The sequence below is a fragment of the Nonomuraea fastidiosa genome (genome assembly GCF_042751225.1).
GTDB classification, from domain to species: domain Bacteria; phylum Actinomycetota; class Actinomycetes; order Streptosporangiales; family Streptosporangiaceae; genus Nonomuraea; species Nonomuraea fastidiosa.
The window spans coordinates 2,511,991-2,532,511 of the sequence record NZ_CP170570.1; the positions used below are offsets into that span (position 1 = coordinate 2,511,991).

Below are 20,521 nucleotides of genomic sequence, written 5' to 3' on the forward strand. Positions count from 1 at the left end.
GACCCTGTGATGGACGACCTGCTGCGCCTGGACGATCAGCTCGACGCCGACCAGCGACTGATCCGCGACACCGTCAGGTCCTTCGTCGCCGACCGCATCCTGCCGCACGTCGGGGACTGGTTCGAGGAGGCGGTCTTCCCCGCGCGCGAGCTCGCACCCGAGCTCGGCTCGCTCGGCCTGCTCGGCATGCACCTTCAGGGGTACGGCTGCGCCGGCACCGACGCCGTCTCCTACGGCGTGGCCTGCCGCGAGCTCGAAGCGGGCGACTCCGGGCTGCGTTCCTTCGTCTCCGTGCAGGGCTCGCTCGCCATGTTCCCCATCTGGAAGTACGGCTCTGACGAGCAGAAAGAGGAATGGCTGCCCCGCATGGCCGCCGGCGAGGCCATCGGCTGCTTCGGCCTGACCGAGCCCGACCACGGCTCCGACCCGGCCGGCATGCGCACGTACGCCAAGAAGGACGGCTCCGACTGGATCCTGAACGGCTCCAAGATGTGGATCACCAACGGATCCGTCGCCGACGTCGCGGTCGTGTGGGCGCAGACCGACGACGGCATCCGCGGCTTCGTCGTCCCCACCGACACCCCGGGCTTCAGCGCCCCTGAGATCCGCAAGAAGATGTCCCTGAGGGCCTCGGTCACCTCGTCCCTCTACTTCGACGACGTACGCCTGCCCGCCTCCGCCGTCCTGCCCGGCGTCACGGGCCTGCGCGGGCCGCTGTCCTGCCTGTCCGAGGCCCGGTACGGCATCGTCTGGGGCGTCACCGGCGCCGCCCGCGCCTGCGTCGAGGCCGCCGTCGACTACTCCAAGACCCGCGTCCAGTTCGACAAGCCGATCGGCGCGTTCCAGCTCACCCAGGAGAAGCTGGCCTGGATGTACGTCGGCCTCGCCCAGGCCGGCCTCACCGCCCTCCACCTCGGCCGGCTGAAGGACGCCGGCACCCTGGAGCCCCGGCAGATCAGCTTCGGCAAGCTGGCGAACGTACGGGCCGCGCTCGACATCGCCCGCCAGGCCCGCTCCATCCTGGGCGGCAACGGGATCACGCTGGAGTACCCTGTGATCAGACACATGAACAACCTCGAAAGCGTGCTCACCTACGAAGGCACCCAGGAAGTCCACACCCTGGTGCTCGGCGAGGCGCTGACCGGGCTGTCGGCTTACCGATGATGGTGGCGTCGCGGACAGCGCGGTAATCTCTGTACCCTTGCTGTTGCTAGGGGCGTTAGCTCAATTGGCAGAGCTGCGGACTTTTAATCCGTAGGTTCCGGGTTCGAGCCCCGGGCGCCCTACTATCCTCCACCTCGGATCATGCCCCTGAGCTGGGGCTTTTCCCTTGCCGGGCTTCGGGCTGGTAGGCAGCCGTACGCCGCTGGACGCCGCCGGATGCCACCCTCCGCGGAATACACGGAATGGATCTTGGCGCGTTTTCCCAGGTCACAGCGGCAATCCGGGAGTCGTTACCGGGCCATTCCGCGGCAACGACGAAGGATCCCGAGACGCCCCGGGGTCCTGTCCTGAAGGTGCTGGTCATGCGGCATTGAGCGCGGCCAGGATGCGCTGGTTCGCCACCTCGCGTTGACCGTCGATGCACTTGGCATAGACGCGTAGGAGCACATCGACGCCGTGCCCCGCCCGTTCGGCCGCCTCGGGAGCGTGCACGCCCGCGTTGAGCCAGAGCGACACGGCCGCGTGCCGAAGATCGTACGGGCGAGCCGCCAGCGGTGAGGCCACCTGGTCAGGGGTCAGCGCGTACGTACGCGCCTCGCGCCAGACCTTCGAGACGGTCGAGCCGGGGAAAGGCTTGCCCGATCCCGTCCTGAACAGCCGACCGTCCTCGGCCACCCCGAACCGGTCGATGTGCTCGCGCAGGATCTTCACCAGTTCGGGCGGGATCGGCACCAGGCGTGTCGCCTTCTGGTCCCGATGCTTCAACCCCCGCTCATCGTGGCTCTCCCCCGAGTCGGTGTAGCGCCTATTGCTCTCCGGGCGGGTCTTCTCCAGCGTGAGCATGCCCCATCCCTCGTCGGGGAGGTGACAGTCCTTCCTGCGCAGGCTCGACGCCTCGCCCGGCGAAGTACATGCAGGCGAACATCGCCACCATCATCGGCCCCCTCCTCTTGCCGACGTAGCTGACGGCGGCCAGCAGCGCGCGTGCCTGCTGCGGATTGACCACCGCGCGCCGATCCACTTCGCCACTGACCTTGACCTTGCGGAACTAGACCTTGTGCAGCGGGTTGGCGGACAGCTCCTCCGCGATCTCCGGAGTCGGAACGGGACGCCGGTCTTCAGGCAGGAAGGAGTACGTCAGCAGCGCGCTCCACGTACAACTGCCAAAGTCAGAGACCTCCTCCTGGCCACTGCCTTCTGCTCTTGGCATCTCTCCCATACGGCAGAATGCCGCCATGCGCTTGGGTTGGGACGCCCTGCACGGCTACGACTGGTCGCGCTTGTCGCACGCGTATGGGAGGGCGGTCGATACCCGGGGTCATTTGATGCGGCTACGAAAAAACGATGAGGCCGGCTGGGTCGAGGCGATTGAGCACCTCTTCGAGTCCGTCGTCCACCAAAGCTCTATCTACTCCGCCACCGCACCAGCAGCGCTCGTAGTGGCCGGCCTACTGGAAGATCCTCGATTCGATCGGCCGATCTCGATCTTTGGGTGGTCGACAGAGCCAGTACGCGCCCACCTACTCGGCTTCCTTCACGCAGTGGCCGAGGGCACCGAGCCCGACAGAACCGAGAGCGAACTCTGGCAGGCCTACTGCACGATCTGCGACCGCGATACCTCGGGAGGTGAGGACAAGGAACTGGATACCGAGGACTACGACGCCATCATCCATTGCCGGGTCGTCGCCCCCGTCCTGGTCGATCCTGTTCTCCGGTGCGTAAGCCACAAGGAGCTGCAAACTCGGGTACAGGCTGCGGATGCAGCGGCGATGCTATGCCAGGTACCGACCGTCGCAAACCGACGAACCGAGATCATCACCCTGCTCGAAAGCCGAGCACGCGACGCCGACACCTACTACGAACGAGCCAAAGCCCTCTTTGCACTCGACCGGCTCGGCGCCGTAAATCGAGCGTTTCTCTTCGACCACGATACAAGGATCCGGGTCAGGGCCGCCTTCGCATCCAACCTCGCGGACGACCCGGACGGAACACAGGTCATCCTCGACGCGATCGCCAATCCGGACCACATCGCCGGCTGGTATCCCGACTCGGACCTGCAAACGCTCCCCGACGACTATCCGGATCGGCTGATCATTGAGGCCATCCGGCGAGTGCCAGACTTCGCCGAACTACTGCCGACAGCGCTTGCGGTGGCATCCAGGTCGAGCCGTTCCACCGGTTATCCGGACTGGAGCATGCTGCTGCAAGCCGCCTTTCCCACACCATTCTCGACGACCGGTTCGCTGAACGATGCTCAGCGTGCTTACCTCCAAGCTCTGCTGGAGAACGACGAGATCTGGAACCTGTCGCCCGTAGAGACGTTCGGGCTGCCGCCGGACATGCTGTTCGCCCTGTTAGGGCTGCCCTACGACCGTCAGCTCCTGTCGGCCATTGTGAACACAGGCAGCTGACACAGCGTCGCGCGCTGACTTGATCGTCATGCCAGATGCGCGCCAGAACGGGCGGCGATCGGCGGTGAATTACGAGGACTCAGCCCGAGGCCCCGCCCGTTAACGTGCGATCGACCCCGTCGCCTGGACGACCATAGCCGCTACAAAAAGGCGTTCGGAAGTGATTTTCCGTAGGCCGCCAGGCACCGGGCAACGCAGTGTGAGCCGTCCCAGTTGCAGTTCCATGCCGTTCAGGGGGCGTTCAAGGGGGACCGTGCATGCGTCCTGACCTGCAATGAACTGTCTGGAACCATGATCGGCCGAGCTGATAATCCGCAGGTTCCGGGTTCGAGCCCCGGGTGCCCTACCAGCCGAAACGCCCTCGGAACGATCTTCGTCCGAGGGTGTTCGCTAACGGATCTGCTAGCAGGCGTGCCTCGATGCCGCCTCTCCACGACTCCACTCGGGACAGGTCCCCCAGTCGCCGGGAACCCGGACCGGGAAACCTGTCCCCCAGTCATCACAGCAGCTTGGCGCGTGGAGCACCCCAAGGATCAGGGCCAGGCTGCCGGCGAAGGCCCCTGCGCCCGCCATGCAGCACTGAGAGACGCTTGCTCCGTCGATGGCGACCAGAATGCCCGTCGTCTCTCCGACGATGGCTCCGATGAGTGCTGCGGTCGGCACGCTCGTGCTCGCCCCGCAGTCCGGCGACGTCTCCGTCACCGCCGCCGGTGCCTCGGCTTCCCTGAACGCCGGCACCACCCACGGCCGCATCACCAACGCCCTCAAGAACACCGGCACCGCCGAGCCGGCCATCCACACCACCACGTCCAACGGCGACATCACCGCCCGCAGGCTCTGAGCCACGGCCGGACCGAAGGGTCAAGGAGCGGGCTCGACGCGGGAGTGCCGCGCCTGGAACCAGTCGGCGGCGACGTCCGTTCCCGTGACGCGGCCGATCAGCGCCAAGGCCGAGCTGACGCTCTCGTCTATCTCCACGAGCTCGTCCGGGTCGTCGCACTGCATGCCGTCACCTCGTCCGGGCAGGGACGCGCTGGAAGTACAGCCGCGGACCGGCACCCGTGTGGTCGCTGCATGCGAACCAGGAGTCCCGCTGCTCGGGCGGCAGGCTGCGGCTGTAGTCGTCCCAAGTGGCGATGCCCTCAGGCGGTTCCGGCGGGACGTACCCCAGCACCTCGCATCAGAAGCGGCCGACACGCTCAGATGAAGTGCAGTCGAAGGCGACTTGGATCCCTGACGGATACCACCGGAATTCCTCCTATAGAGCACCACGCGTGCCGCGAGCGCCCACGTACACCCCGGCGGATTGGAGAAGTCCTGAATTTTCCGCGCCCACGGGGGTGCACGTCAAGAACGAGGACGTCATCGCGGCCGGCTCCGCGACCACGATCGAAGTGATCGCGACTCTGCTGCGCCGGCGAGCTGGGACGCACCCGGTCTCGTCGCTTCCGGGTAGGGCGGCCGCGATGAAGCCGTCAAGGCGTGGCGGAGAAGTCCTCCAGGACGTCGAAGAGCTCGATCGCCGAGGGGGCCTGCATGCCGGGCGCGTCGGCGTTGGCGTGCGCGGCCTTGAAGGAGTCGGACTTCATCCAGGCGCGGAAATCCTCGGCCGAGTCGAACTCCATGGTCGACACGTACGGGTCACCGGGCTTGGCCGGGCGCATCAGCAGGCTGCGCCGCAGGCCGGGCACCCCGGCGAGCGTCGCGCGCATGCTGGCGCTGAAGGTCTCCTCGAAGGAGGCGGCCTGTTCGGGAGCGACTTCGATGCGGTTGTGCACGACGTACATGGTGTTCCTCCGAGGATCGAGCCTGCCGGTGCCGCCATTTTACCGACATAGCGTCGGCAAACCCTCAGGCGCTCAGGGCGTCGTCTGCTCCGAGGCGCGGACGAACGGCTCCAGCAGGCCCCGTGCCGACTCCCAGACGGTGTGCAGGTCGGTGCCGGACTCGATCAGCCGGGACCCGGTGAACACGATGGCGTTGATCATCTCCGCCGTCTCCGGCACCGCGGGAACTCCGAGGAGGCGCAGCGTCTCCACGAGGGGCTCCAAGAGCTGCGCGTGCATGGCACGGGTCTGCTCGGCGACGGTGTCGCCCGGCACGACCTCGGCGAGGACGGTGGCCAGCGCGTGTTCGCCCTCGGCGATGAGCTCGAAGTTGGTCAGCACGTAGGCGAGTACGCGGTCGGCAGGGGTGGCCGCGGCGTCCATCGCCGCTGCCACCCTCGCCGACCAGCGGGGGAAGACGTCTTCCACGACCGCGTTGAGCAGGTCTCCCGACGACCGGAAGTACTGGTAGAGGCTGGACCTGGCAAGCCCGGCGCGCTCGGCGACCCTGGCCAGCGTCGGTGGCCGGCCGGTCTCCGCGAGGATCTCCCTGGCCGCGTCGAGCAGCGCCCGGCGCTGGGCGGCCCGATGCTCGGCGACAGTAGGGGCTTGAATGCGCGGCACCTGCCCTCCCCCATGGTCGGCCTACTCCGACAGTCTTCCATCCACCATCGACAGGACGCGATCGCAGTGGTCGAGCACCTCGTGATCGTGAGTGACCATGATCGTCGCGACGGCGAACTCGTGCGCCTCATGCGCCAGCAGCTTCACGATATCGTCGCTGCGGGCACGGTCGAGCGCGGCGGTCGGCTCGTCCACCAGCAGCACGGCCGGGCGGGTGACCAGCGCGCGGGCGATTCCCACGCGCTGCCGCTCGCCACCGGACAGCTGGTGGGGGCGGTGCCCGGCGCGGTGTCCCATCCCGACCCGGTCGAGCAGCTCTCGCGGATCGTGACCGCCGCCTGCGCGCTTGCCCGCTATGTCGAGCGCGAAGCGGAGCTGGTCGAGCGCGGTGAGTGCCGGGATGAGGTTGCCGGACTGGAAGACGAACCCGATCCGTTCGCGCCGGTGGTGCGCCTTCTCTCGCGAGCTCGCCTTGGTGATGTCGACGCCGTCGATCAGAACCCTGCCGGTGTCGGGTGTGGTGAGCGCGCCGGCGACGGCGAGCAGGCTCGACTTGCCGGCTCCTGACGGCCCCACGATGGCGACGAACTCGCCGGCCGCCACGTCGAGGTTGACGTCATCGAGCGCGGTGACCGTGGCGTCGCCGTCGCCGAGTGACAGGGTGACGCCCTCCATCAGCAGGCCGCCGCGCTCTTGGGCACCGGCCAGGCGGGAGTCCGGACGCTGGGACCTGGAACGAGTGGTCATCGCTGCCCTCCCAGGGCTACGAGCGGGTCGACGCGGACGATGCGGCCCACGGCCGCCGCGGCACCGGCGAGGCCGAGGCCGACGAGGATCAGGGCGGCGAGGACGAGCGGGCCCGCCTCCAGGGCGAACGGCATGGGCGTGGTGGTGAGCATCGCGCCGCCGCCGACCCCTATCAGGAAGCCCACGGCGGTGGACACGGTCAGGATGACGGCCGCCTGGATCATCGTGTCCCGCATGAGGTAGCCGGTGGAGGCGCCCATGGCCCGTACGACGGCGAGCTCGTGCTTGCGCTGGATCGTCCACACGGTGAAGAACGTCCCGACGACGAGCGCGGAGATGGCGTACAGGAAGACCTGGATGAGCGTGAGCGTGGAGATCTCGGCGGTGTAGCCGGGCGAGGCTCCGAAGGACTCTTCGAGCGTCATGCTCGCGGTGCCCGCCGCGGCGTCGCCCCCGGCCAGGTCGATCTCGTCACCGTCCCGTGCGCGCAGGGCGATGGCCGTGGCTTCTTCGTACGCTTCCGCACGCACCTCGTCACCCGGGCCGGCGCCGGCGTGCACCTGCTGCCAGGAGCGCAACGGCAGGTACGCCACATCGACGTGCCCGAACGTGCGCTGGTCGCCGGTGGTTCCGACGATCTTGAGCTGTGTGCCCAGGCGGTCGATGACGACGGTGTCGCCGATCGCCAGGCCCTCGTCCAGGACGGTCTGGCTGACCACGATCCCGTCGAGGTCGCCCAGCCCGGCGCCGTCGGAGACGGGCGGCGTGAGAAACGAACCGGGCTCGACGCCGAACAGCGCCAGGTCGATCGGCACCTCGGTGCCGGCTCGCGTCGTGGCCTTGGCGTTGACCAGCATGACGCCGAACGGCGCGGCGTCGCCGACGTCGTCGCGGCCCTTCCATGTCTCGGCCTTGCTCACGTCGACGGTGCTGCGGGAGAAGGCGGAGTCGGTCTTGGTGCCCTCGGCGAAGGCGAACGCGGTGACGGGCAGCCGTTGGAGCCCGGAGACGCCGTCGTTGACGAGCCCCGAGGAGAGGCCGGACAGCAGGACGACGAGGATTGCGATGAGGGCGACGACTCCGCCCATCAGGCCGAAACGTGCGCGGGCGAAGACCAGCTCGCGCCAGGCCAGGAACATGGCACTCCTTGACGGGAAAGGGGATTTCACGGAACCGACGCCTTAGTTACCGACGCGCCGTCGACAAGATACCAACATGGTGTCGGAAAGATGAAACTCGACGCGTCAGCCACGAGAGACGTCATGAGCCCCGCATCGGCGTGCTAACGCGGGCCGCCGGGTCGCGGGAAAGCTCCGCGAAGGAGCGGTTACACCGCCGTGCGGCGATGGCGCACGCCACGGACAGACCGATGGCGACGTACAGGGCGGGATTGACGAAGGCCGGGACCAGATCGACGACCTGGTCGCCGGATGTGCACCACGGGTCGCTCAGTGGCCACAGGCTGTGGTCATCCGGAAGGGCATCCGAGTAGGCGTACCCACGGGACATGCATGGATCCTCCGGATCCTTCTAGAAGAAGCCGCCGTAGAAGAATCCGGCCCCATAGATCGCCACCGCGGCGCAGGCCACCGTGACGCTGCCCTCGATCCACACCGTCCACGCTCGCCGCCGGCGTCTCTTCAGCGCACTGACGGCAATGTGGACGGCCAGCCCCGCCGCGACGAGCGCGACCAGGGGCCAGCCTAGAGACAGCAGGAGGAGGGATATGCCCAAGAAGGCAGTCATGGGCACCATTGATACCGGGCGCGACCTGCGGACGCTTTCGAGCGCGTGGCCCGCGCCGACCTCCCTCCTGTACGTCCGCAGGTCAGGACGGCGTGATCGCTACCGCCCTCCGCAGGAGCCGGCGACGGTGACGTTCTCGAACGAGGTCTGCGTGGAGGCGTAGAGCCCGACGCCGCCGCTGCGTACGACGGTGTCGCGGCCCTTCAGGATCTGCGTGCCGTTCAACGTCACGGTGAGGCGGTCGCCGTGGATCGCCGCGCCCAGCCGTACGGGACCCGTCAGCGGGTCGGTGATGTCCGCCTTGGCCACGATGAAGGGGCCCGAGGCGTGGGCTTCGCGGATGATGCTCGCGTACCGGTCTCCGTCACCGGTCTTACCGACATGGATCCGGTACCCGTACGCGTCCGTGCTGTCGCGCAGCGAGATTCCCGCGTTGCCGGCCGATCCCTCGAGCGTGAGCGTGGTCTCCACGGCGTAGTCGCACGTGTCGGAGAAGCGTTTCGGCAGGGTCGAGTCGGCCAGGACGTGCGCCCGGCCACCCCCGGCGGGCGGCGTGAGGCGCAGTGCGCCCGAGGCGACGGACACGGATCCGGTGATCCCCCGCCAATTGGCCTGATCGATGCCTTCCCTGATCACGATGTCGTCGAAGGACGCGGCCCGCCGGTGCGTGTAGGCGGCGGCGCCGCCCGTCGGCAGTTGCGTGTCCTCCGCGGTGATCGACGTATCGCCGACTTTGGCGCTCAGGTGCTTCCCGATCGCGGAGACGACCAGCTTGTGCGGGACGTTGGCGCTGATCGGCAGTTCGGTCTCCGCGAGAACCGTGGTCTGCGCGTCGTAGATCTTGACGAGCTTCAGTGTCGCTCCCGACGTGGAGTTGAGCACTTCTGCCCGGTAGTAGTTGCGGGAATCGTGGTAGCGGAACGCGAGACCGGTACGGGAGGTCGTCTGGCCGCGCGGCCCGGGGACGATGTCCGCGGACATGACCACGTCGTCGGGTACGTCGTGCAGCGCCGCGAACGACACCATGTCCGCGGTCGAGGTTTGGGCGAGCTGCCCGCCGGTCACCACCCAGGTCCCCTGGACCGGCCGCCAGCCGCCGAAGGATTCGCTGAAGTCGTGAACGGTGCGGTCCAGGCCGGCGTCGTCGAACTCCTCACCGAGCACGGGTGCCGGGGCGAAGCGTTCCTGACGTGACACGGTGACCAGGTCGCCGGTGCGGGTGAAGGCGACAGAGGCGTCGTTCACCGTCACCGCGGTCGCGTCCGGCGCGTGGATGGAGAGCGTGCCGGTGTACGGGTCGCCGAGCGAGATCCGGGCGGTCGTGCCGCGCAGTTCCACACTGATGTCGGACACCGGCGCGGACGCGCTGATGACGGTGTCGCCCGCGTCGGTCAGCGACGTCCCCCTCGTCAGCGCGTACCTGGTGAGCCCGCCGCCCGAGGCGCGCTCGAGGTACGCGGTCTCGCCGTCGGTCGTGGCGGCCCCGAACGTCCTCGACGAGGGAGTCGCCTCCCGCGACAGGTAGAAGCGCCCGGTCGCGCCCGGCAGGCCGATCTCCAGCGCCGTCGCCACGGAGTGAGGCACCCCGGACATGGCGATGCGTCTTGCCGTCACCGAGGGCGCCGCGCCGGCCGGGCCGGGGACCACGACCGTGTCCAGTCCCGTCGCACCAGTGGTGGACCAGTCGTACGACAGGTAGTCGACGTTGGTGAGCACCCGGTCGCCGACGCGCACCGCGCCGTTCTTGCTGATCCTGGGGGTCACCGCGGCGCCGGACGTCGCCACCGGGATGAGCCGCACGCCGGCGACGGGCGCGGCCCCCGGCACGGTGTCGAACCCGACCGTGGCGATCTTCGTCGACGGATCGACGGTCACCGGATCGCCGGGGAAGTGCCAGAGCTGCCGGTAGGCGTGCCTGGCGGTGTCGCCGGTGAGGGAGTCGGAGACCACCCAGAAGCCGGGCTTGACGAAGTAGACCGCACGATCGTGCTCGACCGGCCGGTACCCCATCGCCGCACCGCGGTAGATGTCGAGGCCCGCGTTCGAGCGCCACAGCGACGTCGTGCGGGGGACGCCTTTGGCCTGCGGCTCTCCATCGACCTCGATGGTATTGTGCGCCTCGGTCTGGCGGCGCATCCATTCGTTCGTCGGAGTGGCGCTGTAGTCCCCCACCCCGGAGTCGACGATCAGCGGACGCCCGTACGCGGCCATCACCAGGCTGAGGTCGTCAGGATGCCGATGCGAGGCGGTGTAGCTGGAATGCTGGTTGTTGATCAGCATGTACCGGGCGTCGGCGTCCCATCCGGAACGCTGCACCGCGAAGCTGATCGGGAACACCGTGGACGACAGCGTCGGCTCGCTCCCCTGCGTCCGGCCCGAGGCGACCCAGGTGAAGTCGGGCCAGGAGTTGCGCACGCCGCTCCTGCGGATGGCCGACGTGCCCGCGGTGGTGTTCGGCGTGTCGCCGATCGCCGCGGGTTCGAGGTTCGGCTGGCGGGTCGCGAACAGCGAGTCCGCGATCCAGTCCGCCGCCTGGACGAGGTATTCGGGAACGTTCCGCCCGTTGAGCTCCGCGACCGCGATGACGGAGTTGAGGAGGTCCGCCACGTACGCCTGATAGTTGAAGGCCGGCTCGCGGTACACGCCGTCGCCCTTCAGGAACGCGCGCAGGAACCGCTCGGCCGAGCGCACCGCGAACCACTCCCAGCCGGACGCCGCCGAGAACTCGGGCAGGTACACCGCCGCCGCGTGGACGGAGCGGGCCATCGACATGTACCAGTTGTTGCCGACGTGCTCCTGCATCACGCCGGCGAGGAAGTTCGTCGTGACGTGCACGCCGGTCAGGTACGTCACGAGATCACCGGAGTCGATGCCGGGATCGGCCCTGAACACGGAGAACCCGCTGACCATCTGGGCGAGCCGCTTGGCCGCCGACAGGTTGCGGCCCTTCGGCCAGCTCTGGTTGTCGGCGAAGAAGTCCAGCGAGATGTCCATCCACGCCTTCGCGTACGCCGCGCGCTTGGCCGGGTCGCTCTCGGACACGTACGCGTAGGTCAGTTTGGGCATGAACGTGAAGTCGCTCATCAGCGTCTGCGCGCCGCCCGGGGCGGCCTGCGTCCCGCCCCAGAGGTCCTGCCAGTCGATGTCGATCCGCTGCTCGGCGCTGTCGTAGAAGTTCCTGGTCTGGGAGCCGAACCGGAAGATTCCCGCCGCGATCTCGTCGGCGGTGGCGTCGCCGCCGCCCAGGCCCGCGGCCGGAGCCGGGTAGTGCACGTCGGTGCGGCCCGCGTAATACGCCTTGAGCTCGCTCGCGGCGCCTTCCTCGTCACCGGCGGCCAGCTCGGCCGCCACCGCGCCGAGCCCCGGGCGGGTCAGGTCGAGCAGCCTGCCGAGATCCGACATGTCGGCGGCCGCTGCACCGGCCGGCACGAGCAGCGCCGCCACCAGAGCCGGCGCGACCGCCGCGCATAACCTGCCCGTCCACCCCTTGAGAGCCACGGTCAATCACCCGCCTGTTCCTCGTACTCGGCCTTGATCTTGTTGCCCACCCGGTCCATGAACTTCTTGATGGCCGGCTGCCACGCGGAGACGGGCTTGTTCCCGAGCTGGATCTCCAGCAGCACCGCGTCCAGCTCCTGCTGCTCGCTGGCCGCCTTGCTGGCGGCGGTCTCCGAGTACAGCCCGAGCGTCGGGTCCGCAACGGCGAGTGGGACGCCGGCGACCTGGTGGTCGTGCTGGTCCTTGACGGCCTGGCGGTTGCCCGGCTCGTAGATGACGGGCGAGGCCTCGGCGATGTACCGCACCGGCAGGAACACCTGGCTGCGCCCGGCCTCGGTGAGTACCGGGTCGGAGCCGTCGCGGGTGAACGTCTCGCCCTCGACGCCGTACCGGAGTGCCAGGTACTCGCTGCTGCCGAAGGGCGAGCACAGCCAGTCGAGGACCTTGAGTATCTGCTTGATCCGATCGGCGTCGCCGGTCTTGGCGATGGCGGTGAAGCTCGACAGGGTTGGGCCTGGTGTGCGTACCCGCTGCCCCTTGCCGTCGCGGGTGGGCGAGAGCATGCCGGTCAGGCGGAAGCCGGGCACGTCCTTGGCCTGGCCGTAGAACTTGCCCCACCCGGCGTATCCGCCGATCGTGAACGCGGTCGTGCCGGCCAGCATCCACGCGTTGCGCTTGGTGTTGGGCACGCCCGCGTGGTCGGGGTGGATCACCCCCGACTTCACCAGCTCGACGGTGTCCGCGAGTGCCTGCATGAACTGCGGTGTCGTCCCCGAGTGGGTGAAGACGCCGCCTTCCGCCTGCCAGACGCCGGCGCCGCCGGGCCAGTTGCCGGTGATCCCGTTCATCTCGAGGATCGTGGTGAACGGGATCTGCCCGAACGCCCACCGGCCGGCCCGCTCGTCGGTCAGCGCCCGCGCCATCTCCTTGAACTCGTCCCACGACTCGGGCTGAAGGCTGAGTCCCGCCTTGGCCAGCAGGTCGGCCCTGGTGTACAGCACGGTCCCGATCCGCGCCCGCGGCACGGGGACGCCCCAGATCCGCTGGTCGTAAATGGTGGCGCGCCAGGCGTCCGTGGGGAGGGCGGCGAGGTTCGGGTACGCGAGGACCGCATCCCCTGACAGGTACTCGGTGAGGTCGGTGAACGTCGCCTTCAGCATGGCCGGCATCTGCTGGAAGACGCCCTGGATGGCCACGATGTCCGGCAGATCGCCACCGGCGATGGTCGTGGCGACCTTGCTCTTGTAATCGGCCGAGGCGACGTATGTGATCTTCAGCTCGGTGCCGATCTGCCTGTTGAGGTTCTGCCAGTAGGGGTTCGCGTCGAGCGCGGGGGCGATCGGGTCATAGGTGTACGTCAGTGCCGTGACGGGTGCGCCCTGCACCGGTTGCGCTGCGGCGCCGGCGCCGGACGGGTAGGTGAAGTAGCCCGGCGACACACCGGCCGGCTTGGCGGCCAGGTCGGGCTCGGCCACGGTGACGGGCTTGTAGGTAGGCGGCTTGACCGGCCCTGATGAGCCGTTCGGCGCGCTCGGGCCGCCGTCACCGCAGGCCCCGAGCAGCGGGGCCAGCCCCGCCGCCGCGCCGAGTGCCAGGACGTGGCGGCGGCTGAAGGTGGGTGCCACGTCGTCTCCTTTCCACATTGCGTGGACGAGCGGTCAGCCCTTGACGGCGCCGACCATGAGTCCCTTGGCGAAGTGCTTCTGGATGAAGGGGTAGATGAGCAGGATGGGCAGGACGGAGATGACGAGGATCGCCATCTGGACGGAGATCTGCGGCGGCAGGTTCTCCAGGCTCGAGCTGAGCTGGTCGGCCCCGATCGGGGTGTTGTTGACGACGTAGGTGCGCAGCACCAGTTGCAGCGGCCACTTCTCCGGTGACTGGAGGTACAGCATCGCGGAGAAGAAGGCGTTCCAGTACGCCACCGCGTAGAACAGCCCGATCACGGAGACGACCGCCTTCGACAGCGGCAGCACGATCCGCAGCAGGATGCGCAGCTCCCCCGCGCCGTCGATGTGGGCGCTCTCCCTCAGCTCGCGCGGGATCTCCTGGAAGAACGCGCGCATGACGATGACGTTGAACGCGTTCACCAGCACCGGCAGGATCAGTGCCCAGTAGCTGTCCAGCAGGCCGAGCTGCTTGACCGTCAGGTACATCGGGATGATGCCCGGGTTGAACAGCAGGGTGAAGAGCGTCATCAGCAGGACCGGCTTGTGCAGCAGCGAACCCGGCCGCGACAGCGCGTACGCCAGAGCGATCGTGGCGACGAGGCTGAGCGCCGTGCCGACCACGGTGATGCCGGCGCTCACCAGCAGCGCGCGGGTGACGATGCCGCCGGACAGGACGGCCCGGTAGGCGTCCAGCGTCGGTTCGTTCGTCCACAGCACGAAGCCGCCCGCCTTGTTGACCTCCTCCGGGGAGGCGATGCTGGTCACGAGCACCGCCCAGAACGGCACCAGGACCGCCAGGCAGCCCAGGCCGAGCACGAGTCCCCGCGCGCCGACCCCCAGCTTGCTCGGCTCGCCCATCCAGACCGGACGCTCACCGCGGCCCGAACGTGGCCTGGTGCGTGCGGCGCGGCGCGCCACGGGCGCCGCGGCCGCCGCGGGTCGGCTCGTCATTTGGCGTACACCCCCTGCTCGCCCAGGGCGTGGGCCAATCTGTTGGCGCCGAGCACGAGCGCGACGCCGACGATGCCCTTGATGAGCCCCACCGCGGCCGCAGTGCCCCAGTCGCCGCCGACGATGCCGTGGTTGTAGACGTACGTGTCGAGCACTTCGCCGGCGCCGGCGCCGACCTGTGCCTGCTGCAGGATGATCTGCTCGAACCCGACGGACAGCGAGTCGCCGAGCCGCAGAATCAGCAGCAGGACGATCACCGGGCGGATGGCGGGCAGGGTCACGTGCCACAGGCGGCGCGCCGCCGATGCGCCGTCCACCACCGCAGCCTCCATCTGCGCCGGATCCACCCGGGACAGCGCGGCGAGGAAGATGATCGTCGACCAGCCGGTGTCCTTCCAGATCACCTGCGATGTGATCATGAGCTTGAACAGCTCGGGCACGCCGATGATCTGGAATGTGGCGAGGTCCGCCGAGCGCAGCCAGGCGTTGAGCATCCCGCCGTTGCCGAACATCTGCTGGAACAGGGCGACCACGATCACCCAGGACAGGAAGTGCGGCATGTAGAGGATCGACTGGGCGAGGCGCTTGAGCCGTTCGCTGATCGTCGCGTTGAGGATCAACGCGAGGCAGATCGGCAGCGGGAACACGAAGATCACCTGGATCAGCGTGATGATCACCGTGTTGACGAGCGCGTTGAGGAAGACCGGGTCGCCGGTGAACACCGGCTCGAAGTTGTCGAACCCGACGTACGGGCTGTGCCAGACGCCGAGGAACGGCTGGAAGTCCTGGAAGGCGATGATGTGCCCGCCGAGCGGCAGGTAGTGGAACAGCAGCAGCGCCGTGACCCCGGGAAGCGCGAGCAGCAGCAGGACCCGGTCGCGCCGCCAGCGGTCGCGCAGGCTACGCATCGCAGGTCCCCGCCGATAGGGCCGGCCCGCCGCGCAGGCCTCCACCGCCGCCCGCAGCCGGTCGTCGGCGTTGCCCGCGACCCTCCTGCTCCGGGCGGCCGCGGGCGCCGGGTCGGTGGCGATCTCGGTGACCGCCGCGACGACCGCCGCCGCGGCACGATGGTCGAGCTCGATCACCATGTCCGGGGCGCCGAGGTCGGCGAACATCTGCGACTTCGTGGTCTCGGTCGGCTGCCGGAGGTAGATGGCCGGGATCGCATGCCGTACGGCCATGATCGGCGAATGGCACTCCATGCTGACCACCAGCGACGAGGCGGCGTAGACCCCGGTCGCCTCCTCGAGCGGCCAGTACCGGTCGAGGAGCCGGACCTGATCGAGCGTCTGCGGGCTGAGGAGCTGGGGAAGCTGTGCGTGCGCGAGCTCGACGGCGTAGCTCATCTCGGGCACCACGACGGCGGGCAGGCCGCTGACGCGCACCCAGGTCTCGATCGCCGCCGCCAGCACCGCCAGGTCGTGCGTCGCGGTGGCCCGGTTGACCGCGTCGCGCCGCATCTGCTCGCGGGTCGGCTCGGTGCCGTAGATCTTCGCGTACGGGGCGTAGCGCAGCCGCGGGACGAAGCAGGCGAACCGGCCGGGTCGCAGGCCGAAATCCTCCAGCAGGCGGGCGGCGGCGACGGCGTCGGTGTGGTCGAACGCGAACGTGCCGTCAGGGCCGAAGGCGAGGTCGGGCCCGGTGATCTTCTGGCCGCGCAGGGTGGCCAGAGTCAGCGTTTCCCGGCAGTACACGAAGTCGGCGCCGTCGAAACGGTCCTTGACGTCGTCCTGGATGTAGGACGGCGGGAGCAGCTCGACCATCTGGGCCAGCTCCGGCAGCGTCGCCGTGGTCGGCGGGCAGAGCGGGTCCACAGTGATCCCGAAATATCCGTACGGGCGGCCCACGTGCTCGCGCCACCAGTCGATCTCACTGCCCTGGAAGGCGTCGGCACCCGATCCGTGCATCAGGACGTCCGCGCCGTCGATCGCGGCGGCCAGCTCCGGGGTGCTCGGCCCGTCCGCGCCGAGGGTGCCATCGACGATGCGCAGGCCGGGGAACGCGTGCCGCAGCATGGACCGTTCGCGCTCTTCCAGCCGCACCGGCCAGAGGACGACCTCGACCTCGGGGGCGAACCGCTGAAACGCCCGCACCACGCCAGGGGAGTGAGCCACGTCGCCGATGTTCACCGTCGCCCATGAGGACCGCAGGAGGACGGTACGACGTGTAGATGTCATATATACTCCTTGTTGACGCAACGTTAATTCAAAATAGGGATGGTGAGACGTTGCGTCAAGGACCGAGGAGGCTTTCAATTTGGTGACGCAACGTGACGTCGCACGGGCGGCCGGCGTGTCGCTCGCCGTGGTGTCGGCGGTGGTCAACGGCACGAGCCACACCCGGATGAAGGAATCCACCCGCGCCCGGGTGCTCGAGGCGATGCAGCAGCTGGGCTACCAGCCGAACCAGACGGCCCGCTCGCTGCGGCGCAACCGGACCGACATGATCGCGATGATCCTCAACAAGGTCGACAACCCGGTCTACGGGCCGCTGCGGCGCGGGGTCTACGAGGCGGCGGCGGAGCACGGCGCCACGGTCCTGCTGGGCGATGCCGACACGATGCGCTCAGGCAGCCGGTTCCTGACCCGGCTGCTCAGCCAGGGCACGGTCGACGGCATCCTGATCCGCGGCGAAGGGCTGCTCGACGACGACGTGAAGGCCGAGCTCCGTTCCCATCCCAAGCCGATCCTCGTCCTGGAACACGCACTGGACCACCCCTGGATCGATGTGGACGACCTCCGCGCGGGCGAGATCGCGACGCGGTTCCTGATCAACCTCGGCCATCGCCACATCGTCTTCGTCGGCGGTACGGGATACCTCTCCCAGCAGCGCTACCTGGGCTACAAGCAGGCGATGGACGCCTCAGGCCTAGCCCCCGCCCCGCACCTGGACACCGGCTTCGGCGAGCAGGCCGGCGCCGACGGGCTCCGGCAGGCCATGCAGGCGGCCACGGCGCCGACCGCCATCGTCGTCAACAACATCATGAGCGCGGTCGGCGTCCTGGCCGCCGCCCACGACCTCGGCATCGCCATCCCCGACCGGCTGTCCGTGGTCGGCATTCACGACGTCGACCTGATGCAGCACCTGCGCCCTGCCGTCACCGCGGTCAGGATGCCCATGTACCAGCTCGGCCGGGCCGGCGTCGAGGCGCTGTACGACCTGATCGCGGGACGGCCGAGCGCCGGCGGCGTCATCACCGACCCCGAGCCCGAACTGGTGATCCGCGACTCGGCGACCAGGTTCGCCGGGTAACGCGGCCGATCGCCGAGCTCGAAAGAGCCGTTGCCCCGGGCGTCAAGCGGCAGGAGCGCTCTGCGGGTAACGGCTCGGAGCGCACCAACCAAGATCCGGACCATGTGCGGAACGGCAAGGGGCCCATACCGGGCTCGCCGGTGAGGGGCCCCATCCACCTGCTCGACGAAGTCTCTTCACCAGGACCTAGCACCGCCCTCTTTCGGGACGGTGCGCCAGGTATGGGCCGCTGAAAGCCCCTGCCGGCGCAGGTCGAGGAGAATCGGCCGGGTGCGCTCCCACAGCAGGCGGACGATCTCGCTCTGGCTTTCGGCCATGTGCAACGCCCTTGTCACGGTTTCCGCATCGGAGGGATCGTTTCCGACCACCTGCGGCAAGGAGTCAGCCAGGTACTTCCTCCGTACATCGGAGGGAGGATGGGACCCGAGCTGACGGGCGTCCTCATCGCCGGTCTCAAGCAGAGCGACCGCCCGGTCCATGATGTCCATAGCGTCGAAGAACAAGCTGATACCTGCGAAAGTCAGGTCGAAATCTTGATTCTCGTAGTTCATGAGCGCGTGGATGGCCAGAGCCATGCCGAGCCAGTCGGCCTGCATCTCCATGTGCCAGGAGTAGGCGAGCACCTCGGCTTCCTCGGCCGGCAAGACCCCCTTGCGCGTCGCGGCCGTGTCCAAGTGGCCGCACAGGATGTGGCCGTACTCATGCCCCAGAACGAAATACTCCAAAGAATCACGGAGGTTCGAGGCGAGGGTCAGATAGCCCGGCGGCATCAGATGATGGGCCGCCTCGGCGACACTGCCTGTTGCGGCATAGCTGATGACGATGTCGGCGAAGCGTACGGTGATCTCGGGGTCGGCCTTGATCCGCTCGGCGATGGGACCTGTGCCCCACTCGAACGCGATCATGTGTTCTTGTGCCGGGTGGGGGTAACAGGGTATGGCCCACGCGATCGCTTTACTGATCTTCGAGGCGAAGAGTTTCATCTCCGTCTCGAAAAGCACCAGATAGGCACCGTGACGGCCGGGCACCCGCATGCTCACGGCGTTGAGCTGCCCTGTCTGAAGCTCGGCGACGAACGGGCGGAGGGAGGTGAAATCGATGGGCCCTCCGTCGGCACGAGTGATGCTGCGAACGGCGATCCTCTCGATGTTCTCATGCATCTGCCCGAACATCTCAGTCCCGGCTTCTTCTCTGTCTCGTGCCCGCGCCTGCTCCCACAGGCGCCGAATTTCTGGATTTCGAGCATCCTCAGGAATCAGGCTCTCACGCAGAAACCGATTGAACAGCTCATCATTCACCGCATCCTGACCAGGATGCGCGGTAGTGGGAGGAAGTCCGAGTGCGGCCCGGTTCTGCATTCGGAGTTGTTCGACAAAGCGCCGCGCTTCGTCATGCGCCGCGCTCACGATTCACCGCCCCGGCGCGGGCTGCGGACCGTATCCACCTCTACGTCGGAGCCGAATTTCGTGGTGACCGCTTGGGTGATCTGAGCCACGCTCTCATCGCCACCGGCGAGTAGCTCAGAGAGGCCGGAGACCACCTTGCCGAACATGCCGTCCGGCTCTTTGACCTCTACGGTCACCGTGCCGTCTTTCGAGACGATGACGACGGTTCCGTAGACCACATCCGGTGTGCGGTAGAACGCCTTCGGCGCTTCCGGTCGCAGGTCGATGACCTGGCCGCCTCTGCGCTGCTCCAGAACGTGAACCACCGTGCCGACCGCGGCCGCCGTACCCATCAGCACCAGGGTCACGGTGGCCACGGGCTCGATGCCGAGGCGCGGCACCTGTTCCACTTCGACGCCGTGAGCATTTGCCAGCGCACGGGCATCAGGTAATTGGTCTAGGTCGACGATGACGACGTGCTGCGTCTGCTCCGACTCAGTCAACGATCCCCCTTTGACATGGCCCCAATCGCATCGTATCCCCCGAAAGGCCACAGAGCAGGCCGGCAGAATTCCTGTTAGTCCTGTAGGCCCCTTCTGGCCAAATCGTGCCGGCCCGCAGGTGGTGAGCGTGATCGTTGATTTCGGGCCGCCGGGCCTCGCGGTCGCCGCCTCCCGGAAATGCAGCTTCGCGCTCTGCCTGAGGTGCAGTGGTTGTTGAAGTACACGGTCGCGCTCGAAATGCCGTCGCTCCACGAAGAGTTCACGTATCTGCGTGCCGAGTTCGAGCAGGTCATGCTCTTGCGGTGCACGGCCGCGACGGCCGTCTCCGCGGAGGCGGCGGCGCGTTCGATGCCCGTCCCCGCGAAGCCGGCTCCGCCTTGGGGACGTTCACCGGCCTGGCCGCATGCTCCTTCGCCGGCGATGCCGATCAGGAGTAGGTGCTGATCTCGACGAGGTTCCGGTCGGGGTCGCGGATGTAGACGCTGCGGATGGGGCCGGTCGCCCCGGTGCGTTCGACCGGCCCCTCCTCGATCGGGACGCCGTGCGCCGCGAGTTCCTCGATCACCTGCTCCAGCGGATCCGTGGTGATCAGGCAGAGGTCGGCGCTACCCGGATTGGGCCGGTGGACCTTCGGCTCGAATTCGCCGCCGGCCTGGTGCAGATTGATCTTGGTGCGTCCGAACGTCAGGGCGGTGCGGTTCGCGCCGAACGTCACCGCCTCCATTGGCGATGGCGAGCCTGCGC

19 protein-coding genes and 1 tRNA gene are annotated in these 20,521 nt (G+C 68.2%); 5 read left to right on the top strand and 15 right to left on the bottom strand.

Annotated elements, in window-relative coordinates:
* Positions 1 to 9: 9 nt before the first annotated feature.
* Together ACFMQL_RS11335 and ACFMQL_RS11340 are read left to right on the top strand one after the other, a co-directional pair.
* Positions 10 to 1,164 carry an acyl-CoA dehydrogenase family protein gene (locus tag ACFMQL_RS11335; RefSeq protein ID WP_364063457.1) on the top strand — a complete coding sequence of 385 codons (1,155 nt, stop codon included), beginning with the start codon at positions 10 to 12 and terminating at the stop codon, positions 1,162 to 1,164.
* Between the two features lie 49 nt (positions 1,165 to 1,213).
* Positions 1,214 to 1,286: transfer RNA gene (locus tag ACFMQL_RS11340), tRNA-Lys, on the top strand.
* Positions 1,287 to 1,524: 238 nt separating this feature from the next.
* On the opposite strand, the gene ACFMQL_RS11345 is transcribed toward ACFMQL_RS11340, so the two are convergent.
* Complete coding sequence (locus tag ACFMQL_RS11345) at positions 1,525 to 2,007, bottom strand: hypothetical protein (protein WP_378785570.1); 483 nt, start codon at positions 2,005 to 2,007, stop codon at positions 1,525 to 1,527.
* Between the two features lie 205 nt (positions 2,008 to 2,212).
* The gene (locus ACFMQL_RS11350) at positions 2,213 to 2,374 is read right to left on the bottom strand and encodes a hypothetical protein (RefSeq protein WP_378785572.1); all 162 of its coding nucleotides are present in this window, start codon (positions 2,372 to 2,374) and stop codon (positions 2,213 to 2,215) included.
* A gap of 25 nt (positions 2,375 to 2,399) precedes the next feature.
* Between ACFMQL_RS11350 and ACFMQL_RS11355 the strand changes: the two genes are divergently transcribed.
* Together ACFMQL_RS11355 and ACFMQL_RS11360 are read left to right on the top strand one after the other, a co-directional pair.
* Entirely contained in the window at positions 2,400 to 3,575 is a 1,176-nt protein-coding gene (locus ACFMQL_RS11355; protein ID WP_378785574.1) for a hypothetical protein, read from the top strand.
* A 643-nt stretch (positions 3,576 to 4,218) separates the two neighbouring features.
* Positions 4,219 to 4,416 carry a hypothetical protein gene (locus ACFMQL_RS11360; RefSeq protein WP_378785576.1) on the top strand — a complete coding sequence of 66 codons (198 nt, stop codon included), beginning with the start codon at positions 4,219 to 4,221 and terminating at the stop codon, positions 4,414 to 4,416.
* A 20-nt stretch (positions 4,417 to 4,436) separates the two neighbouring features.
* Here the strand turns inward: ACFMQL_RS11360 and ACFMQL_RS11365 are convergent, their stop codons facing one another.
* The 10 genes from ACFMQL_RS11365 to ACFMQL_RS11410 form a co-directional block, all read right to left on the bottom strand.
* Complete coding sequence (locus ACFMQL_RS11365) at positions 4,437 to 4,580, bottom strand: hypothetical protein (RefSeq protein WP_364063466.1); 144 nt, start codon at positions 4,578 to 4,580, stop codon at positions 4,437 to 4,439.
* A 470-nt stretch (positions 4,581 to 5,050) separates the two neighbouring features.
* Positions 5,051 to 5,362 carry an antibiotic biosynthesis monooxygenase gene (locus ACFMQL_RS11370; RefSeq protein ID WP_364063469.1) on the bottom strand — a complete coding sequence of 104 codons (312 nt, stop codon included), beginning with the start codon at positions 5,360 to 5,362 and terminating at the stop codon, positions 5,051 to 5,053.
* A gap of 72 nt (positions 5,363 to 5,434) precedes the next feature.
* Positions 5,435 to 6,025 carry a TetR/AcrR family transcriptional regulator gene (locus ACFMQL_RS11375; protein ID WP_364063472.1) on the bottom strand — a complete coding sequence of 197 codons (591 nt, stop codon included), beginning with the start codon at positions 6,023 to 6,025 and terminating at the stop codon, positions 5,435 to 5,437.
* Positions 6,026 to 6,046: 21 nt separating this feature from the next.
* A complete protein-coding gene (locus ACFMQL_RS11380; RefSeq protein ID WP_378785579.1) occupies positions 6,047 to 6,772 on the bottom strand; it encodes an ABC transporter ATP-binding protein in 726 nt (241 codons plus the stop codon).
* On the bottom strand, positions 6,769 to 7,911 hold the full coding sequence (locus ACFMQL_RS11385; RefSeq protein ID WP_364063478.1) for an ABC transporter permease: 1,143 nt from the start codon (positions 7,909 to 7,911) through the stop codon (positions 6,769 to 6,771). The genes ACFMQL_RS11380 and ACFMQL_RS11385 overlap by 4 nt, the downstream gene beginning before the upstream one ends.
* A gap of 391 nt (positions 7,912 to 8,302) precedes the next feature.
* A complete protein-coding gene (locus ACFMQL_RS11390) occupies positions 8,303 to 8,518 on the bottom strand; it encodes a hypothetical protein (RefSeq protein ID WP_378785582.1) in 216 nt (71 codons plus the stop codon).
* Between the two features lie 99 nt (positions 8,519 to 8,617).
* Positions 8,618 to 12,016 carry an alginate lyase family protein gene (locus ACFMQL_RS11395; RefSeq protein ID WP_378785584.1) on the bottom strand — a complete coding sequence of 1,133 codons (3,399 nt, stop codon included), beginning with the start codon at positions 12,014 to 12,016 and terminating at the stop codon, positions 8,618 to 8,620.
* A gap of 2 nt (positions 12,017 to 12,018) precedes the next feature.
* On the bottom strand, positions 12,019 to 13,641 hold the full coding sequence (locus ACFMQL_RS11400) for an extracellular solute-binding protein (protein WP_364063487.1): 1,623 nt from the start codon (positions 13,639 to 13,641) through the stop codon (positions 12,019 to 12,021).
* Positions 13,642 to 13,674: 33 nt separating this feature from the next.
* Positions 13,675 to 14,637 carry a carbohydrate ABC transporter permease gene (locus ACFMQL_RS11405; RefSeq protein WP_378785586.1) on the bottom strand — a complete coding sequence of 321 codons (963 nt, stop codon included), beginning with the start codon at positions 14,635 to 14,637 and terminating at the stop codon, positions 13,675 to 13,677.
* On the bottom strand, positions 14,634 to 16,814 hold the full coding sequence (locus ACFMQL_RS11410) for an ABC transporter permease subunit (protein ID WP_378785588.1): 2,181 nt from the start codon (positions 16,812 to 16,814) through the stop codon (positions 14,634 to 14,636). Before ACFMQL_RS11410 ends, ACFMQL_RS11405 begins: the two co-directional genes overlap by 4 nt.
* An 82-nt stretch (positions 16,815 to 16,896) precedes the next feature.
* On the opposite strand from ACFMQL_RS11410, the gene ACFMQL_RS11415 reads away from it, so the two are divergent.
* The gene (locus ACFMQL_RS11415) at positions 16,897 to 17,889 is read left to right on the top strand and encodes a LacI family DNA-binding transcriptional regulator (protein ID WP_364063499.1); all 993 of its coding nucleotides are present in this window, start codon (positions 16,897 to 16,899) and stop codon (positions 17,887 to 17,889) included.
* Between the two features lie 176 nt (positions 17,890 to 18,065).
* Here ACFMQL_RS11415 and ACFMQL_RS11420 read toward each other — a convergent pair whose 3' ends face one another.
* From ACFMQL_RS11420 to ACFMQL_RS11430, 3 genes are all read right to left on the bottom strand, one after another.
* Complete coding sequence (locus tag ACFMQL_RS11420; RefSeq protein ID WP_364063502.1) at positions 18,066 to 19,295, bottom strand: ImmA/IrrE family metallo-endopeptidase; 1,230 nt, start codon at positions 19,293 to 19,295, stop codon at positions 18,066 to 18,068.
* Positions 19,292 to 19,777 carry a hypothetical protein gene (locus ACFMQL_RS11425; RefSeq protein ID WP_364063505.1) on the bottom strand — a complete coding sequence of 162 codons (486 nt, stop codon included), beginning with the start codon at positions 19,775 to 19,777 and terminating at the stop codon, positions 19,292 to 19,294. Before ACFMQL_RS11425 ends, ACFMQL_RS11420 begins: the two co-directional genes overlap by 4 nt.
* Positions 19,778 to 20,204: 427 nt before the next feature.
* Entirely contained in the window at positions 20,205 to 20,492 is a 288-nt protein-coding gene (locus ACFMQL_RS11430; protein WP_364063511.1) for a VOC family protein, read from the bottom strand.
* Between the last annotated feature and the right edge of the window lie 29 nt (positions 20,493 to 20,521).

Coding starts and splice junctions, on each gene's coding strand:
- ACFMQL_RS11335 (WP_364063457.1), top strand. CDS start 10: ATGGACGACCTGCTGCGCCTGGACGATCAGCTCGACGCCGACCAGCGA.
- ACFMQL_RS11345 (WP_378785570.1), bottom strand. CDS start 2,007: ATGCTCACGCTGGAGAAGACCCGCCCGGAGAGCAATAGGCGCTACACC.
- ACFMQL_RS11350 (WP_378785572.1), bottom strand. CDS start 2,374: ATGCCAAGAGCAGAAGGCAGTGGCCAGGAGGAGGTCTCTGACTTTGGC.
- ACFMQL_RS11355 (WP_378785574.1), top strand. CDS start 2,400: ATGCGCTTGGGTTGGGACGCCCTGCACGGCTACGACTGGTCGCGCTTG.
- ACFMQL_RS11360 (WP_378785576.1), top strand. CDS start 4,219: ATGAGTGCTGCGGTCGGCACGCTCGTGCTCGCCCCGCAGTCCGGCGAC.
- ACFMQL_RS11365 (WP_364063466.1), bottom strand. CDS start 4,580: ATGCAGTGCGACGACCCGGACGAGCTCGTGGAGATAGACGAGAGCGTC.
- ACFMQL_RS11370 (WP_364063469.1), bottom strand. CDS start 5,362: ATGTACGTCGTGCACAACCGCATCGAAGTCGCTCCCGAACAGGCCGCC.
- ACFMQL_RS11380 (WP_378785579.1), bottom strand. CDS start 6,772: ATGACCACTCGTTCCAGGTCCCAGCGTCCGGACTCCCGCCTGGCCGGT.
- ACFMQL_RS11385 (WP_364063478.1), bottom strand. CDS start 7,911: ATGTTCCTGGCCTGGCGCGAGCTGGTCTTCGCCCGCGCACGTTTCGGC.
- ACFMQL_RS11390 (WP_378785582.1), bottom strand. CDS start 8,518: ATGACTGCCTTCTTGGGCATATCCCTCCTCCTGCTGTCTCTAGGCTGG.
- ACFMQL_RS11405 (WP_378785586.1), bottom strand. CDS start 14,637: ATGACGAGCCGACCCGCGGCGGCCGCGGCGCCCGTGGCGCGCCGCGCC.
- ACFMQL_RS11410 (WP_378785588.1), bottom strand. CDS start 16,814: ATGACATCTACACGTCGTACCGTCCTCCTGCGGTCCTCATGGGCGACG.